A 16,529-nucleotide genomic window follows, 5' to 3' on the forward strand; every position below is an offset into this window, starting at 1 on the left:
GCTTGGCATAGCGGCGAGGGCATGTTTTAGCTCTTTGGATCCCGGATCAGCATCCGATTGTTCTGTCGGTCGATCTGAAAAAGATCCGTCGCCTTGATCAGGTCACTAAGGCGTCGATAACCGTAGTTCACTGAGGAAAAAGACGCGTTGTTATTGGATATATAACTACCCACCCGAGACATATCAGCCCAGCCATCATCATCTGCAGTCTGATCGACCGCCGTACGGAGCAGTTTCACGAGAGCGCTGTTTTGTCGCAGGCGCGCTTTAGGCGTTCGTGCTGGCAGAGACTCTGTTTCTCCTCCGGCCTTCTTGGAGGGAATAAGGTTCTCGATGAAGATAAACGGAGAACAAGAGTCCACGAAGGGAGATGGCGTCTTTTTCTGCCCAAAGCCATAAACGGGGAAACCACTTTCTAGAATGCGTAACACTAGCGGTGTAAAGTCACTATCACTGGTCATCAGCGCAAAAGCATCAATGTTGCCGCTGTAGAGTAGATCCATAGCGTCGATGATCATCGCCGAGTCCGTCGCGTTTTTACCCTTTGTATAAGCAAATTGCTGCATCGGGCGAATGGCATGAGGGTGTAACTTCTCGGCCCAACCGGATAGTGAAGGATTGTTCCAATCACCGTGGGCGTGGCGCACATTGACCGTACCGTGTTTTGCCAGTTCTTCGAGAACCCCCTCAATCGCATTAGGAGTGACATTGTCGCAATCTATGAGCAGCGCGATGCGTTTGGTTTCTGACACAGTATCCACCTCGACAGCGACTGTATGTGAGTTTGCGTCACTGTATAGGGTTATTCCGTAGAACTCGAATCCAATGGAGCCTCACGGCGCTATTCTGCTGCTCCAGCGCGGCAGATAATCGAAACTGGACGTCAACCGCGGACTAACGAGAAAATGCTGCGCGGGTGGCGTCCTTCGTTGAACTGTGTATCCTTCGCCGCCCACGAACTCACCTAATGATAGGAAGCCCCTTCCGTGTTCGATACCTTCCGCCAAGACTGGCTTGGCAACATTCGCAACGACCTTCTAGCAGGGTTAGTTGTCGCGCTGGCACTCATTCCTGAGGCTATTGCGTTTTCCATCATCGCCGGTGTCGATCCTAAAGTCGGGCTCTACGCGTCTTTCTGTATAGCGGTCGTGATCGCTTTTGCGGGTGGTCGTCCGGGGATGATATCGGCCGCCACGGGAGCAATGGCCCTGGTGATGGTCGTTCTAGTAAAAGAACATGGCTTGCAGTACCTGCTAGCCGCTACGGTATTGACGGGTGTGCTCCAGATTATTGCTGGCTGGGTGAGGTTGGGGAGCCTCATGCGCTTTGTGTCCCGATCCGTGGTTACGGGCTTTGTAAACGCTCTCGCTATTCTCATTTTCATGGCTCAGCTGCCTGAACTTATCGACGTGACCTGGCACGTATACGCTATGACCGCCGCCGGGCTAGGTATTATCTACGGCTTGCCTTACATAACTCGAGCTGTGCCCTCCCCCCTGATTACCATCATCGTGCTGACTGGGGTTGCGATTGCGCTGGACCTGGACATTCGTCGTGTGGGAGATATGGGCGAGCTACCGGATAGTCTGCCTATATTTTTGCTCCCGGAGGTCCCTCTAACCTGGGAAACACTCGGGATTATCTTCCCCTACGCACTGACTCTCATGGTGGTGGGACTTCTGGAATCTCTGATGACGGCAACGATCGTTGACGATCTTACGGATACAAAAAGCAACAAAAATCGAGAGTGCGTGGGCCAAGGTATTGCCAACATTGCCAGTGGATTTATCGGGGGTATGGCCGGTTGCGCAATGATCGGGCAATCCGTTATCAACGTTAAGTCCGGTGGCCGTGGACGACTATCCACCTTGGTGGCCGGCGTATTCCTTTTAATTATGGTGGTCTTTGCCGACGCCTGGGTAAGTCAGATCCCCATGGCAGCGCTAGTTGCCGTAATGATCATGGTCTCGATAGGAACCTTTAGCTGGTCGTCAATTCGCGATCTCAAGGACCACCCCCGAAGCTCCAGTGTGGTAATGCTCGCCACGGTTGCCGTTACCGTCGCGACCCACGACCTTGCACGAGGGGTTCTCACGGGCGTATTGCTGTCCGGATTCTTCTTCGCTCACAAGGTAGGACAGATTCTGTATCTCCGCTCTATGGTCGATGATGACGGCAGAGCAAGGACCTACCGTGTATTCGGACAGGTGTTTTTTGCCAGTGCCGATCGATTTATCGCTGCCTTTGATTATCAGGAAGTCATTGAGCGCGTATGCATCGACGTCAGCCGCGCCCACTTTTGGGACATCACTGCGATTAGCGCTTTAGACAAAGTAATTTTGAAGTTTCGCCGCGAAGGCACAGAAGTGGAAGTGATTGGCCTGAACGAGGCCAGCGCAACCATGGTGGACCGCTTTGCCGTACACGACAAAGATGGCTCTGATGACCTACTGATGGGGCAATAGAATCATGACTATCAGTGATAAGGAAAAGATCTTAGCCTGCGTCGATCAGTCTCACTTTGCAGACTACGTGACCGATTATGCGGCTTGGGCGGCTCGACGCATTCAAGCGCCCCTGGAATTGCTCCACGTTATCGACACCCATCAAACACCTCCCTCCGGTGAAGACCATAGCGGTGCCATAGGTTTCGATGCTCAGGAGCAACTGCTAACAAAGCTAAGCAGCGAAGATGAGGCACGCACTCGGGCGGCGCGGGAGGCGGGCCGTTTGTTCCTCAATAAGCTAAGGGAGCGTGCCGGTGACGCGGGAGCGCCTCAGGTAGATACCCGCCAGCGCTACGGTCAATTAGTAGAAACACTCCACGAACAGGAAGATGGCGTGCGACTCATGGTTCTTGGTCGTCGTGGTGAATCTGCAGAGTCTACGCTGCGAGACCTGGGAAGAAATGTTGAGCGCGTAGTTCGCGCCGTCAACAAACCCATACTCACAGTCACGGAAGGCTTTCGCGAACCAGAGCGCATCATGTTCGCTTTTGACGGTAGCGCCGTGACGCGCCGCGGTGTAGAAATGATCGCGGGCAGCGCACTGTTTCGCGACCTACCGATACTTTTGCTCATGTCGGGCAAAGTCAGCTCTGATGGATCCAAAAAGCTTGATTGGGCGGAGAAGACCCTCACAGACGCGGGTTACACCGTAAGCAAACGACTACAACCGGGTGATGCAGAGGTCGTGATCGCGAAAGCGGTGGCCGATGACTCCATCGACCTACTGATAATGGGCGCGTTTAGTCATTCTCCCCTGCGTACCCTGCTCTTTGGCAGCAAAACTGCCGACCTATTGCGTTCATCCGGTATACCCACGCTTCTTCTTGGGTAGAGCATTCTCCGGATTGTAAAAGCCGCCTAATCAGAGCTCTCGATAGTGACCCGACCAATACGATTGCTGCTGCTCTGATGAATGAGTAGCTCCCCCTCACGGGTCACCCACACGTGGCGGACGATGCCTACCCCGGAAGGTATAGCCCAGCTTTGAAAGCTCTCTGTGGAAGGGTCGAAACGCACTAAGGCGTCAGGACGCATTCCAGACTCGTTGTACCAGACAACGTCGTCAATGATCGCTATGGCATAAGGATGCGATTTGGGGCCACTGGGGGAAGGCCACTCCTGTGTACTACCCGTTGATGGATCAAGAACACCGATACGCCCCAGCGATGAGTTGACATACCAAACTCGACCATCGCTTGCGATGTCGAGGCGACGGATGCGTGTTTTCTCATCGGGAATCTCGAAATATTCAATCTCCATACTGCCGGGATCCATGACCGCAATCGCATTGGTACCGTTATGAGCAATCCAGAGTCGTCCGTCCGGCCCGACTTTAATGCCATAGGGTTTTGCACGGGTCTTCACTTCTTGCAAAGCTCCAGTTGCTGGATCCAAACGACCCAGCATACCCGCGTGTTGAGAGGTGAAATACAGGTGCCCGTTCGGGTGGAATATGGCGGTATGAGGGTCTCGCGCTTCCGTCGGATACTCTGTTATCAGGCCCGTTAGCGGATCGAGCTTGCCTATCGTTGCGTTACCATTCCCTGTGTACCAAATGTTCCCTCCATCATCAGGAACAATACTGTGGGGACGTGCCGCCGGAGGTAAATAGAACTCCTGCATGTCCCCCGTCTCGGGATCTAGTCTTCCGGTGAGGCTTGCCCACATTCCTGTCCACCAGATGCTTCCATCAGGAGCCTCCACAGGGTCTCGAGACCGCTGGCCGAGGGTAGGCGCGATCCACTCCTCAATATTGATCTCAAGGGGGCCGTCGATAAGTGTAGGCTTACGCTCTTCTTTCGCTGGAAAATTTGCCGCCAGGTACTCAGAAATACTGTGTGCCTGAGGATCCGCCAGTTTAATCATGCTCCCGATGAGCCCACGCCACTCCTCGGCTGAGTCAAAACCCGCGGAATTCACGATTCGCGATGTGCTGTGACAGCTAATGCAGAGCTTTTCTACCAGCGCCTTGCCCTCACCGTCTGGCAAAACCTGTGCGTCAGCAGATACCGCCAAAGCCACGAGTAACAGTGATCGAGAAAACACTCCAGTTACAGAACCCATGACATTCATTCTCATCAGTAGTTTGACCTCACTAAGCCTAGCACTTTCCGGATAGATCAGTGACCTGATGGCGACGGCAAACCATTGGTTCGATCAGGAATAATTCTATGAAACTCCTACGGGAAAGAGCTTTCAGAGGACAATGCGTTCGAACTTCGCTGAACATCTGCAACTGTTTTGGGTAATTGTTATTCTCTGTTCTTAATACGTGGAATCAGCCACCGGAGATGAAGATGCAGTCCCTACGTTCAGCCTTTACCGGCATTTTTATTGCCCTCGCGCTATGCGCTGCGCCAAGCTACAGCGCAGATAGCACGGAAGACACGCCCGCTAAAACTCCCGCCATCCCCGCTGCTACCGAATTCGTTTCGGAGCATAGTGGTACTTTTAACGGTCAGAAGCTCCGTTATCGGGCTCGGGCAGGTGAAACTTACCTGCAAGATATAGACGGCGAAGCAACCGCCGCAATTTTCAGCTTTGACTATGTCGCCATCAATGACGGCAAAAATCGCCCCGTTACCTTTGTCTGGAACGGTGGGCCGGGGAGCGCATCGCTGTGGTTACACATGGGTACCTTTGGCCCTAAACGCGTTGTTGTACCTTCGAACGCGGGCCACGCTGGTGCACCGCCCTACCCACTGGTAGATTCCAGCGAAACAATTCTTGATGTTACGGACCTGGTCTTCATCGACCCGGTAGGCACTGGATATTCTCGAACCCTGGGCGATCATGAGGGCAAGGAGTTCTGGGGGCTCACTGAAGATGCGGAATCAGTCGCCGCATTTATCCGTCAATGGCTGAGCGATAATCAACGCTGGAATTCAGCTAAGTTCCTCATGGGCGAGAGTTATGGCACTACCCGAGCAGCTCTCGTCGCTGACATTCTTGAGAATGAGCATAGCGTGACGCTAAACGGGATCGTCTTCATCTCCCAGGCTTTGGACTATGCAGGGTCAACCCCTTATGTCGCGGACAACCTGATATCGCACATCACCTACGTTCCGACGATGGCCGCCACTGCGTACTACCACCAGCGGGTCGATGCACAAGGTGCAAGCCTCGAAGAATGGGTGCAAAGTGCGCGCGATTTCGCGGTAGATGAGCTTCTGCCGGCACTATTTAAGGGCAACACTCTTGATGCGGATACGCGATCGAAGGTGCGCGATGAACTCGCCAGACTCACAGGGCTGACACCTGACTACGTGGACCGTGCCAATCTGCGAGTACGGGGAAACCGTTTTGCCAAAGAGCTTTTGCGCGACGAAGGAAAAATAGTGGGAAGCCTTGACGGCCGGTACGTCGGAGATCCCGTGGACGATCTAACAGCCCGCGCTGACTTCGATGCCGCGAGCAACGCCATCGGCGGTGCGTACAAGGCTGCAATGATGAGCTATATACAAGGCGACTTGGGCGTAGATTGGGATCGAAGCTACCTATCACCCTCTGACCCACAACTAAGTGACGAGTGGAACTGGAACCCCAACGGGCGTGAGTCCGCCTGGGAACCGCATTGGGTAAACACATCACACAATCTGGTGAGCGCGCTGGAAGCTAATCCAGGGCTCAAAGTGCTCGTTGCTTCCGGTTACTACGATCTGGTGACACCGTTCTTTGACGCGGAATACACTCTCAACCGCTACGGCATCACGCCAGATCGCGTGGACTATCGATACTACGGCGGTGGCCACATGATGTATGTCAATGAAGACGCGCGAGTAGATCTGTTGAGGGACGTGCGCTCGTTTCTGGAGGCGCAGTTGCGCTGACGATTGAGAGCGGGAGTCAACTACTCTGCGTGGAGCAGGCGCTGGGAGAACTCTGAACCTGCATCTTCCAACATCACTCGTAAAGGCGATTGTAGCGTGTTCGCTGCGGCGGCCGAATCTCGCAAAGACGCCCCCAACCCCGTGGCGAGCATCCGTTGATAATAGGGCAACTCCCGGCGATACCCAGGCAAGTGGTCCTCCAATGCATCGTCACTCTCCAGACCCTGCATAAATGAGTCGACCAGAGTACTCAAAGCTACCTGGAGCCGCGCGTTATCCGCTATGCCTTCATCAGGAGTTATGGACCAGGTCATATCTCCGTTTAGTCTACATGTGCCCAGGCAGTCTCCCATTTCACGATCGCCCCACTCCATAGGACCCACCAGAGATAACTGCCACTCTCCGCCGTTTGCGTAGAGATAGTAAAGCTGGCCAAAGGCAGGCTTAAACTGAAACTTCGCAGACAGCACAAGCACCGACGCAAACCAGTCAAAAAGTAACTCGGCAGGCGCCTTCGCACTCACGGTAGCGGGACGGGTCTCATCCCAGTGTGCGAGCACCGGTACAAGGCCTTTGCCCTGAGGATTAGGATTTTTGTGTGGATTACGCGACATGTTTAACTTACGTCAAAACACCGCGCCCGGTTCTTTAATCAACCGACTAACTGCGGAGCCGCACACTTTTCCTAGGCCGCTTCAGACTCGTTCCAGTAAATATCCAGCAACCGGCCTACCGTATTGGGCTCCACGAGATGCGCCGCGTACCAGGTATGGAGACAGCGAATCCGCGTGAAATCCGCGATGCCGCCAATCCCTCGCTCCGCCAACGCGGCCCATTGTCCCCTACTCTCCAGTAGCTCCCGCTCTTCCTGTTGTAAGTAAGTTTCCCGGAGCTGGATATGCCTGCGATGATCATCACTCATGGACCGCTTAAGAGCCTCGTCGCTATCAATCTCGGACTGAAACCTGGCAATGAGGCCGGTAGCCTCTTCTCTGTCAATCCGCAGATTTAGTGACGGGTCTATCAACCAGAACAGTGTCGGAAAGGGTTTACCGTCGACCACTGAGGCTACGCGAATAACCGAGGGGCCGCCGTCTGCGTCTGCCACGGCCACGGACCTCAAGCCGCGAGCAGGTCGGCCGAGGCGGGCCTCAATAACCGCGAGCATTGCTCCATCAATCGTGTCTTTAAATTCGTTTGCTTGCATGGTGCAACGATACCTTTTGTCGCCCGTTCATCACAGCCTTAAGGAGCAGGGTCTGCCATTGTGCTCACCGTAGCCCTCGATAGACCCTGACCTACGATTGTTTGACAATACCAGGACAGAAGCCTACTCTCCCGCTCGCCTTGGGTGCCTGTCGATACACACGTATCGGGTCAGGTTAAAAGGGAAGCAGGTACAAAACCTATAAGAGCTTATCGCTCTATTGGTACAAGCCTGAGCTGCCCCCGCAACGGTAGGTAGTGTGTCAAAACACTACGAGCCCGATACCTGCCCTGGCAAGAGCACCGATGGAGCGGAGGGCTTCATTAAGGGTCGCTGAATACAGTCCTTGCCGAGAGCACTCTCCCGTATTTGAGAGCTACTCGGGCACAGGCGGTGTTTCGTTTCCTTGATCCCCTCCCTCAATCGCCCTTTTTGGCAATTGAGGACACACACATGTACAGCAACACACGAAGTAACGCGCGCAGTAAAAACAGTACCGCCGCACGTAAAGCGCTTGTTAATACGCCCCGTAACGCACTCCTAGCTTGCGGGCTGTTTGCAACCGCTATGAACGTTTCCGCACAAAATCCTTTAGAAGAAGTTGTGATTAGTTCATCCCGCGTACCTACTCCCCTTAGGGAGGTGGGGACTTCTGTAACCGTTTTATCCGAAGACGAAATCGTACAACGCGGCTTCTTGAGCTTACCCGACCTGCTTCGTACGCAAGCCTCAGTCGCTGCAACAAACAACGGCGGCGCGGGCAAGGCCACCAGCCTGCGTATTCGCGGCGAGGAAGGCTACCGGACTCTTGTCATAATCGACGGCATAGACATCAGCGACACTTCGAGCCCGCAGGTCAGCCCGCGTCTGGAGCAATTACTAACCACCGGTATATCGAGGGTGGAGATTCTCCGCGGCCCCCAAGGTCTTACTTATGGCGCCGATGCGGGCGGTGTAATCAACATCCGCACCGCAACACCTGACGAAGGCCTGGGCGGTGGAGTCGCCATCGAACAAGGTCGCTATGGTACGCAGCAATTAAGCGGTCGCATCGGTGGCACCTTCGAAGCGGGTGACTTTCTGATTAGCGGCGCTGACTTCTCTACCGATGGATTTAATGCCCGGAACACGGATACGGACCTGAGAGATGATGATGGCTACGAAAACCAAACCCTTCACGCGCGGGGCGGATGGAATCTGAGTGACCAGCTTCGTATTGAGGGTGTGGTTCGGCAAGTGGAAGGGGAAAATGCCTTCGATGCTTGTTTTAACAGCGCTTTTCTACCCACCAATGCCTGCGACGATAGTTTTGAACAGAACAGTTGGAGGCTCTCTGCCTCGCTGACCCAAGAGCAGTTCACCCACGAGCTGGCCTACAGTGAAAACACGACTGATCGAGACTTCTTCGCTGAAGGGGTCTCGTTCTTTCAAGCCGAAGGGTCCCTGGAGCGTTTGAGCTACGTCGGGCAGTGGCTTCAGTCCGATGGCTTATCGCTGGTCTATGGCGTAGATCGCGAGAAAGAGTCCATTGATGACGGTAGCTTTGACCGCTCTAGAGATCAAACCGGTGTCTATGGCGAATATCAGGGCCACTTTAACGATCAGCTAAGCGTAACCGCCGGTTTGCGCTATGACGATAATGATGATTTCGGTGACTACATCAGTTATCGGCTCAGCGGCGCTTGGACAACCACAATGGCGGGGGGAGAGCTCAAACTAAAGGGCGCCTATGGAACCGGATTTCGCGCTCCCAGTCTCTACGAAATCAGCTACAACAATGGACCTTTTGCGTCGCCACCCGCATCTGACACTGTTCTTACAGAAGAGACCAGCGAGGGCTACGACGTCGGTATCGCCTGGGCGTCGGAGTCCGGCACTTATCTCGAAGCGACCTGGTTCGATCAGGAGATCGACGACCTCATCACGTTTGATCTCATCGCGTTCTCGGGATACATACAGGATGCGGGGCTGTCAGATTCCACGGGCATTGAGCTGATTGCGGAGTTACCGCTGGCTCTGGGTTTCCGACTATCCGGTAATTACACATGGAACGAGACCACATCAGCCGATGGCCAACAACGGGCATTCCGACCAGAGCACCTTGCCAACCTAGGGCTCGCCTACATTGACCCCGAATCTAAACTGCGCCTTGGCATTAACCTACGTTCTTCGACAGACGCCGTTGATACCCTTGGGAATCCCCTGGATGACTATGTACTGATGGACGTAAACGCTAGCATCAATCTGTTCAGAGGTTTAACGATCTACGCGCGTCTTGAGAATGCGCTAGACGAAGACTACGTAGAAATACCGACCTACAATACCGCAGGCCAGGCAGCTTATGCAGGAGTGCGTTATGAGTTCTGATGACAAGAAGGAGGCCCGTCACAAAGCAGCAATGGAGAAGCAGAAAGAGTCCGTTGATGCCTCGATAGCCGCAGCAGACATTGAACGTGGCGTTGGGATTTTGCTTACCGGCAACGGCAAGGGTAAAACCAGCTCTGCTTTTGGGATGGTGCTACGGGCCTTGGGGTATGCCCACAAAATCGGCATCGTTCAGTTCATTAAGGGACAGCAGTTATCCGGCGAAGAAATCTATGTCCGTGACCACTGCCCCGAGATCGCCTTCTATCAAATGGGAACGGGATTCACCTGGGACACGCAAGATCGTAGCTCCGATATCGCGGCGGCGCGAACAACTTGGGAGCAAGCGCGGGCAATGCTACAGGACCCTAACCTCGATTTAGTTGTCCTGGATGAACTGACCTACATGCTCTCCTTTGACTACCTCAGCGAAGAGGAAATTCTGGACGCAATCCGAAACCGCCCCAGAGAGCAGAGCGTTGTGGTCACCGGTCGCGGCGGCGGCGCAGGCCTCAGAGAGATCATGGATACCGTCTCGGAAGTCAAAGATGTAAAGCATGCCTACAACGCAGGCATCATGGCGCGGCGCGGCGTCGACTACTGACCGATGGGCTCCATCAAGCTTGGCGCCCCACCGTCGTTAACGCTGTTGCTCGTTGTGGCAATCTGCATGGCCCTCACATTGGGGGCCATACCCCTAAGTTTTAGCGAGGTGTTTGCAGTACTGAGTGGAAGCGGCGAAGCTCTTCATGAAACTCTGATTCTACAGCTGCGTTTGCCGCGGGTGTTGCAGGCGGCCGCGATTGGTGGGCTCTTGGCCCTCACGGGTGCACTCTCTCAAGGTATGTTCCGAAACCCCCTAGCTGACCCTTCATTGATTGGTGTCACCGGGGGAGCCTCATTGGGTGGGGCCTTGGTGCTTGCCCTAGGTATAGGTGCAGGAACGGGTGCTGACCTATCGATCTCTGTGGGCGCCTTCGCGGGCGGGCTTATCGCCACGGGCCTTGTTTACCAGATAGCACGCACTACCCAAGGGACCTCTGTGTCTACGTTGCTGCTCGCGGGCGTCGCCATAACTGCACTAGCCGGGGCATTAGTCAGCGTATTGGAAATGACCGTAGATAACAGCACCCTAAGACGCGTAGCAGTCTGGCGGCTGGGGTCTTTGGCGGGGGCTGACTACCACAGCCTGGCGTTGTCGTGTACTGCGTTGGCGCTAGTGATTCTCGCGTCGCTGCCCCTACGCAACGTGCTCAATGCGTTTTTACTGGGCGAAGCCGAGGCCGGACACCTCGGTTATGACACCGCGCGAAGCAAAGCACTAATGACATCTCTCATTGCCGCAGGTATGGGTGTCACCGTGGCCTTGGCAGGCGCGATAGCATTTGTAGGGCTGGTAGTGCCGCACATGGTGAGGCTGTACAGCGGGCCTGAACACAAAGCCCTACTTCCACGTTGCACGCTCCTCGGAGCGCTAGTTCTTGTGCTTGCCGATCTATTATCACGAACACTACTCGCTCCCGGGGAAATTCCTCTGGGTATCATCACAGCGCTACTGGGCGTCCCCTTCTTTCTGATTCTTCTTCGCCGCTATCAGTCGGGACTTGTCATCTCATGAACAGCCCTGTCCTTGAAATGCAGCAAGCCTCCCTGCGTTTGGCGGCAGACACCGTGTTAGACAATCTCAGCTTCACAGTCGCAAGCGGTGAAATCCTTGGCATAGCGGGCAGTAATGGCGCAGGAAAAAGCAGTCTTTTGCGACTTAGTTGTTGTGAGCATTCACCCAGCAGCGGCAGAGTCATCTTTGGCGACGAAGATCTAGCGTCCATGGCACCTAAAAAGCGTGCGCGCCGCATGGCAGTGCTGCCCCAAGCCATGAGCTTACAGTTTGACTTCACAGTCCGTCAGGTCGTTGCCCTCGGACGTTCCCCCCACGGCGACCTTGGTGGCAATGGCGAGGAAGTCATTGAGCGAACGATGGACACCTGTCAGATCCGCGCTCTATCCGACCGCAGCTATCAGTCGCTCAGTGGCGGGGAGAAACAGCGCACCCAACTCGCAAGGGTGTTAACACAGCTTCTCCCCAGCGACCGGCAAGAAGACCTCGCCGGCCAGCTTCTCATTCTGGACGAGCCGACCTCTGCTCTCGATGTCAGATATCAGGAGAGCTTTCTTCGTATCATTAGAAACTTGCGCGATCGAGGCTGCGCTGTACTTTTAGTGATGCACGATATCAATCTGCTCAGTCGCTGCGCCGACAAGCTGATGCTTCTAAAGTCCGGGAAAATCCTTTCTATAGGATCAACCAAGGAACAACTGAACAACGCTTCGCTGAGTGAGGTTTTCAGCTTCCCCATTAAAACCATGAACCGTGACGGCGACGCACTACCCTTTGTCTATCCGGACCCCGTTGCCAATGTCTTTGAAAGTACTTAGAACTTACCCCTTCGCCTTACTGTTTCTATGCCTGACAACTCATGTGCCAGCGTTGGCCACGGTGGTCGCCACCGATTCTGACGGACGGCGGGTGGAGCTTATAGAACCCGCGAAGCGCGTCGTTGCGCTCGCACCGCACATTGTCGAAAACCTGTATAGCATCGGCGCACAAGGTTCGATTGTAGGCGCCGTTCAATATAGCGACTACCCGGAATCAGCCAAGTCAATACCAAGGCTCGGTGGTGTGGGTTCCATAAGCTTGGAGAATATTGTCGCCTTAGAGCCTGATCTGATTATCCTTTGGGGCTCGGGCACCCCCACCGGTCTGCGCGCGAACATTGAGCGCCTAGGGCTCCCATACTTTGTGGACGAAATACGCTCTCTGGAAGAGCTCAGCGAAAGCCTCGAAGCCTTGAGTGTACTTACCGGACATCTTGCGGAAGGCTTAGTTGCCACAAAGGAACTAGAGGAAGACCTCAGTGAAATAGGGGGAGAAAGAAGCCTAAGCCAAGGGGACGCGCCGGGCGTTTTCCTGCAACTATGGGATCAGCCTCTACAAAGCATCGGCCGGGAGCATCTCTTGAACGAGGTCATCGAACGCTGCGGAGCTTATAGCGTCACACGAGGGATTACGGGTCTCGCGCCTTTGGTGAGCCTGGAGCAAGTTCTGGCAGAAGATCCCGCCTTCATCATTACGGAAAGTGCCGCCCAAGCACAGCACTGGAGCAAGTACCCACAACTTCGCTCGGTTCGCGAGGGCAATATTGCGGTGATCAATCCAGACTTTCTCCACAGACCAACACTGCGCCTTATGGAGGGTATGCGGCAAATCTGTAAGAGACTAAAGTCTTCCTGAGCGCGAACGCCGTCGATTAATCCGTTCGCTCGCCGAGGCGAGCGTGCTCCGCTGCATAGGTATAGACAACGTCCGTGCTGGAATTCAGTGCAGTCTCCGCAGAATCTTGAATCACACTGATGATGAACCCCACTGCGACAACCTGCATGGCGATATCTACGGGAATACCAAACAGACCGCAGGCAAGCGGAATGAGAAGCAAACTCCCGGAAGGCACCCCAGACGCACCACAGGCCGCCAGCGAGGCGACAATGCACAGCAGCAGCGCTTGAGCGAAGGAAACTTCAACGCCTAAGGTATGCGCCGCGGCGACAGAGAGTGTTGTGATAGTGATCGCCGCCCCCGCCATATTCACCGTCGCACCCACAGGAATAGTCACTGAATAGAGCTCTTCACTAATACCGAGCCGCTTAGCCAACGCCAGATTCACGGGGATATTTGCGGCAGAGCTGCGGGTAAAGAACGCCGTAACACCGGATTCTTCAAGGCAACGAAAGACAATCGGATAAGGGTTTTTTCTCGTTAATAGCCAGACGTAAAAGGGATTGACCAGCAGTGCCACTATCAACATCGCAGCAACCAGCAGTCCCGCGACGCTCAGATAATCGGCTAACACTTCGACGCCGGTGGTCGCCACGGTAAGGCAAACAAGGCCAAAGATTCCGATAGGCGCAAGAGCAATAACGTAGCGAACAATGTCCGCAACACCATCAGCCAGCGTCTGCAGATTTTGGCGAAACGCATCCGATGCGCGACGGAAACTCAGTCCTAACAAAATAGCCCAGCTGAGGCAGCCCAAGAAATTGCCCGTCAAAAGCGCATTGATAGGGTTATCAACCATCTTAAACAAAACATCCCGAAGGACACTTGCTACCGCCGCGGGAGGAGCTCCGTCCGCGGCGCCACTCAAACTCAGGGTCTGTGGAAACACCGTGGACAAGAGTAGCGCCACGAGCGCTGCGCTCATGGTGCCGACAAAGTACAAAATCAGAGTGACGAAAATGCGGCGAGAGTCCGCCGATCTCTCGTGTCGATTCGCAATTGCAGACATCACCAAGAGCATCACCAACAGTGGCGCTACAGCCTTGAGCATCGCCACAAAAAGCTGCCCCAGAAGGCCTAGCTCCGTTGCCAGTCCAGGAAACAACATCCCTACCAATGCCCCAGCAACAACGCCGGCTAATATTCGCGGCACAAGCCCGATCTGTGAAAATTCCACGGCACAACCTCGTAGGGAAAGCGTCCTATTGTACGCCAGGGCAGGTGATTTTTACCCACGTATTCATAAACGAAAAAGCCCGGCACTGGGCCGGGCTTTGGGGAAACCTACGGTTAACTCACTGCCTATTCCAGCAACTCAGGCTGCTCAGCCACAATGACATCGTAGAGAGGCTGAAAGCTAAACCAGCCTGCCAAGTGGGACCCCACCTGCTCTGCTGTGCTGGCCGCCACATCATGGGGTATGAGCTTAGGTGTCCCAGCAGCTTCAGCCATAAGTTGTGCCTGGCAGCTCCGCTCCATCGCCACAAACCACCAACAGGCTTCGTCGACACTTTCACCGACCGTCAAGAGGCCATGGTTCTGCAGGATCACGGCTTTGTTATCGCCCAGTGCCTCAGCAATACGATCACCTTCGGAAACGTCTAACACCACACCCGAAAAATCCTCAAACACTTCGTGACTGTCATAGAAGGAGCAGGAGTCTTGAGTGAGCGGATCCAGTTTGCGGCCTAGACTAGACCAGGACTTCCCGTACACCGAATGCGAATGCGCCGCGGCGGTAATCTCCGGGTGGTTCATATGTATCCGTGAGTGGATAGCAAATGCCGCACCGTTAAGCAGGCCCTCGCCCTCAACCACATTGCCCGAATGATCAACTTTCAAGAGATCACTTACGCGCATTTGCTTAAACGAACGCCCCATGGGGTTTACCCAAAAATGGTCCGCATGCTCCGGATCACGAACGGTGATATGCCCCGCTACCCCCTCATCAAAACCGAACTTACCAAAAATACGTAGCGATGCTGCGAGACGTTGCTTGCGCTTAAGCCGCTCTGCCGCGACGTCATCGAGTACTTCATTCATGGTGACCGTATCGCCCTGATTCATCACCAGGTCAGCTGCTGCTTCACCCATAGTTACTCTCCTTCAATATCTTAAGGCTCCAATTTGTACTCAATGCTAGCGCATGAACGGATAAATTTCTCTAATTAGACGCATTACCGTCTAATCTCACTTCTGGCACCGATCACCGAAACCTTGCCTGCGCCTAACTTTGCAACAGTTGATCACTGTCTTCGCGCTCCAGATGCGGAAACGAAGGCAGTGATGTTTCTCCAACCCGTACACCTTTCACATGTTTCGCCAATGCGGGCCCAACCATAGGGGTGACATGTTGGGGACGAAGGTCTTCATGGCACTCACTACAGGTCATAACAGGTCGAGTTTTTTGACCACAGCTCTGATGAAAATACTCTACCGGCGCACCGTCGCCACGATCCATCCACTCATCTCCCCATCGACCCAGCATCATCAAAACCGGATAAAGCCCGAGTCCTTTTCGGGTCAGGCGGTACTCGTGTCGCGGTGGCTTCTCACTATATTGGACCCGAGTTAAAACTCCTTGATCGACTAGCTTGCCAAGGCGCTCAGACAGCCTGTGCCGAGTGATTCCGAGATTTGATTGAAACTGATCAAACCGTCGAGTTCCAAAAAAGGCGTCTCGTAGAATGAGCAGAGTCCAACGCTCGCCTACTACTGACAAGGCTCTGGCTACAGAGCAGACCTGTAAATCAATGTCATCCCAACGCATGCAACCCTCCTAAAGCAGTAAAAATCCTGATATAGACTTTCTCGCAGGCACAAAAAAAGGCAAGCCATTTCTGGCTTGCCTCTTCCGAAAAAACTGCGCTTTATACGGCGACAATGTTCTCGGCTTGAGGACCCTTCTGGCCCTGTGTAATAGTGAACTCAACTGCCTGACCTTCGGCCAGAGTCTTGAATCCAGATCCAGTGATAGCACTGAAGTGAGCGAATACATCGGGGCCGCTCTTCTGCTCGATAAAACCGAAGCCCTTAGACTCATTGAACCACTTCACGGTACCAGTAACTGTTTCGGACATAACGTCATTTTCCTGTAGATAATAAATTAATGCTGCATCAGCAGTGGCGCATTATATGAGCACCAGCTGCGAGAGGCGGTAATAGCCGCAAAAAGACTTTTGTTAGAACCTGCAGGACGACGAACTACTGAGAGAACACGCAACGAAGAACATAAACACGAGACTTACTTTTAGCTGCGTGCACGGTACAGCTCGACCACACTCAAG

General features: G+C 54.1%; 16 protein-coding genes and 1 riboswitch. Of the genes, 8 read left to right on the forward strand and 8 right to left on the reverse strand.

Annotated elements, in window-relative coordinates; all coding sequences use genetic code 11:
- Positions 1-26: 26 nt before the first annotated feature.
- A complete protein-coding gene (locus R0137_RS13210; RefSeq protein WP_407326876.1) occupies positions 27-752 on the reverse strand; it encodes an NYN domain-containing protein in 726 nt (241 codons plus the stop codon).
- 234 nt (positions 753-986) lie between these two features.
- Between R0137_RS13210 and R0137_RS13215 the strand changes: the two genes are divergently transcribed.
- Together R0137_RS13215 and R0137_RS13220 are read left to right on the forward strand one after the other, a co-directional pair.
- Positions 987-2,465 carry a SulP family inorganic anion transporter gene (locus tag R0137_RS13215; protein WP_407326877.1) on the forward strand — a complete coding sequence of 493 codons (1,479 nt, stop codon included), beginning with the start codon at positions 987-989 and terminating at the stop codon, positions 2,463-2,465.
- A 4-nt stretch (positions 2,466-2,469) separates the two neighbouring features.
- Positions 2,470-3,339, forward strand: coding sequence for a universal stress protein (locus R0137_RS13220; protein WP_407326878.1), 870 nt, complete (start codon positions 2,470-2,472; stop codon positions 3,337-3,339).
- 26 nt (positions 3,340-3,365) lie between these two features.
- On the opposite strand, the gene R0137_RS13225 is transcribed toward R0137_RS13220, so the two are convergent.
- On the reverse strand, positions 3,366-4,571 hold the full coding sequence (locus R0137_RS13225) for a cytochrome C (protein ID WP_407326879.1): 1,206 nt from the start codon (positions 4,569-4,571) through the stop codon (positions 3,366-3,368).
- A gap of 233 nt (positions 4,572-4,804) precedes the next feature.
- Here R0137_RS13225 and R0137_RS13230 point away from each other — a divergent pair, with 233 nt between their 5' ends.
- The gene (locus tag R0137_RS13230; protein WP_407326880.1) at positions 4,805-6,337 is read left to right on the forward strand and encodes a S10 family peptidase; all 1,533 of its coding nucleotides are present in this window, start codon (positions 4,805-4,807) and stop codon (positions 6,335-6,337) included.
- A gap of 20 nt (positions 6,338-6,357) precedes the next feature.
- Here the strand turns inward: R0137_RS13230 and R0137_RS13235 are convergent, their stop codons facing one another.
- Both R0137_RS13235 and R0137_RS13240 read right to left on the reverse strand, forming a co-directional pair.
- Positions 6,358-6,951 carry a DUF2452 domain-containing protein gene (locus R0137_RS13235; RefSeq protein ID WP_407326881.1) on the reverse strand — a complete coding sequence of 198 codons (594 nt, stop codon included), beginning with the start codon at positions 6,949-6,951 and terminating at the stop codon, positions 6,358-6,360.
- A gap of 71 nt (positions 6,952-7,022) precedes the next feature.
- Complete coding sequence (locus tag R0137_RS13240; protein ID WP_407326882.1) at positions 7,023-7,544, reverse strand: DUF501 domain-containing protein; 522 nt, start codon at positions 7,542-7,544, stop codon at positions 7,023-7,025.
- 125 nt (positions 7,545-7,669) lie between these two features.
- Positions 7,670-7,852, forward strand: a riboswitch (cobalamin riboswitch).
- 145 nt (positions 7,853-7,997) lie between these two features.
- On the opposite strand from R0137_RS13240, the gene R0137_RS13245 reads away from it, so the two are divergent.
- From R0137_RS13245 to R0137_RS13265, 5 genes are all read left to right on the forward strand, one after another.
- Complete coding sequence (locus R0137_RS13245; protein WP_407326883.1) at positions 7,998-9,911, forward strand: TonB-dependent receptor plug domain-containing protein; 1,914 nt, start codon at positions 7,998-8,000, stop codon at positions 9,909-9,911.
- Positions 9,901-10,512 carry a cob(I)yrinic acid a,c-diamide adenosyltransferase gene (gene cobO, locus R0137_RS13250; RefSeq protein WP_407326884.1) on the forward strand — a complete coding sequence of 204 codons (612 nt, stop codon included), beginning with the start codon at positions 9,901-9,903 and terminating at the stop codon, positions 10,510-10,512. Before R0137_RS13245 ends, cobO begins: the two co-directional genes overlap by 11 nt.
- Before the next feature lie 66 nt (positions 10,513-10,578).
- Complete coding sequence (locus R0137_RS13255; protein ID WP_407326885.1) at positions 10,579-11,526, forward strand: FecCD family ABC transporter permease; 948 nt, start codon at positions 10,579-10,581, stop codon at positions 11,524-11,526.
- A complete protein-coding gene (locus tag R0137_RS13260; protein WP_407326886.1) occupies positions 11,523-12,344 on the forward strand; it encodes a heme ABC transporter ATP-binding protein in 822 nt (273 codons plus the stop codon). Before R0137_RS13255 ends, R0137_RS13260 begins: the two co-directional genes overlap by 4 nt.
- Positions 12,325-13,200: a helical backbone metal receptor gene (locus R0137_RS13265; RefSeq protein ID WP_407326887.1), complete on the forward strand. Its 876-nt coding sequence runs from the start codon at positions 12,325-12,327 to the stop codon at positions 13,198-13,200. Before R0137_RS13260 ends, R0137_RS13265 begins: the two co-directional genes overlap by 20 nt.
- Before the next feature lie 16 nt (positions 13,201-13,216).
- Here the strand turns inward: R0137_RS13265 and sstT are convergent, their stop codons facing one another.
- From sstT to R0137_RS13285, 4 genes are all read right to left on the reverse strand, one after another.
- Positions 13,217-14,419 (reverse strand): serine/threonine transporter SstT, encoded by a 1,203-nt coding sequence (gene sstT, locus R0137_RS13270; protein WP_407326888.1) that lies wholly within the window; start codon positions 14,417-14,419, stop codon positions 13,217-13,219.
- Between the two features lie 125 nt (positions 14,420-14,544).
- Entirely contained in the window at positions 14,545-15,336 is a 792-nt protein-coding gene (locus R0137_RS13275) for a class II aldolase/adducin family protein (RefSeq protein ID WP_407326889.1), read from the reverse strand.
- 133 nt (positions 15,337-15,469) lie between these two features.
- Positions 15,470-16,012, reverse strand: a complete 543-nt coding sequence (locus R0137_RS13280; RefSeq protein ID WP_407326890.1) for a winged helix-turn-helix transcriptional regulator — start codon at positions 16,010-16,012, stop codon at positions 15,470-15,472.
- A gap of 100 nt (positions 16,013-16,112) precedes the next feature.
- The gene (locus R0137_RS13285) at positions 16,113-16,322 is read right to left on the reverse strand and encodes a cold-shock protein (protein WP_009022001.1); all 210 of its coding nucleotides are present in this window, start codon (positions 16,320-16,322) and stop codon (positions 16,113-16,115) included.
- Between the last annotated feature and the right edge of the window lie 207 nt (positions 16,323-16,529).

It is taken from the genome of Congregibacter brevis (assembly GCF_045689245.1).
In the GTDB taxonomy this organism is placed as follows: Bacteria; Pseudomonadota; Gammaproteobacteria; order Pseudomonadales; family Halieaceae; genus Congregibacter; species Congregibacter brevis.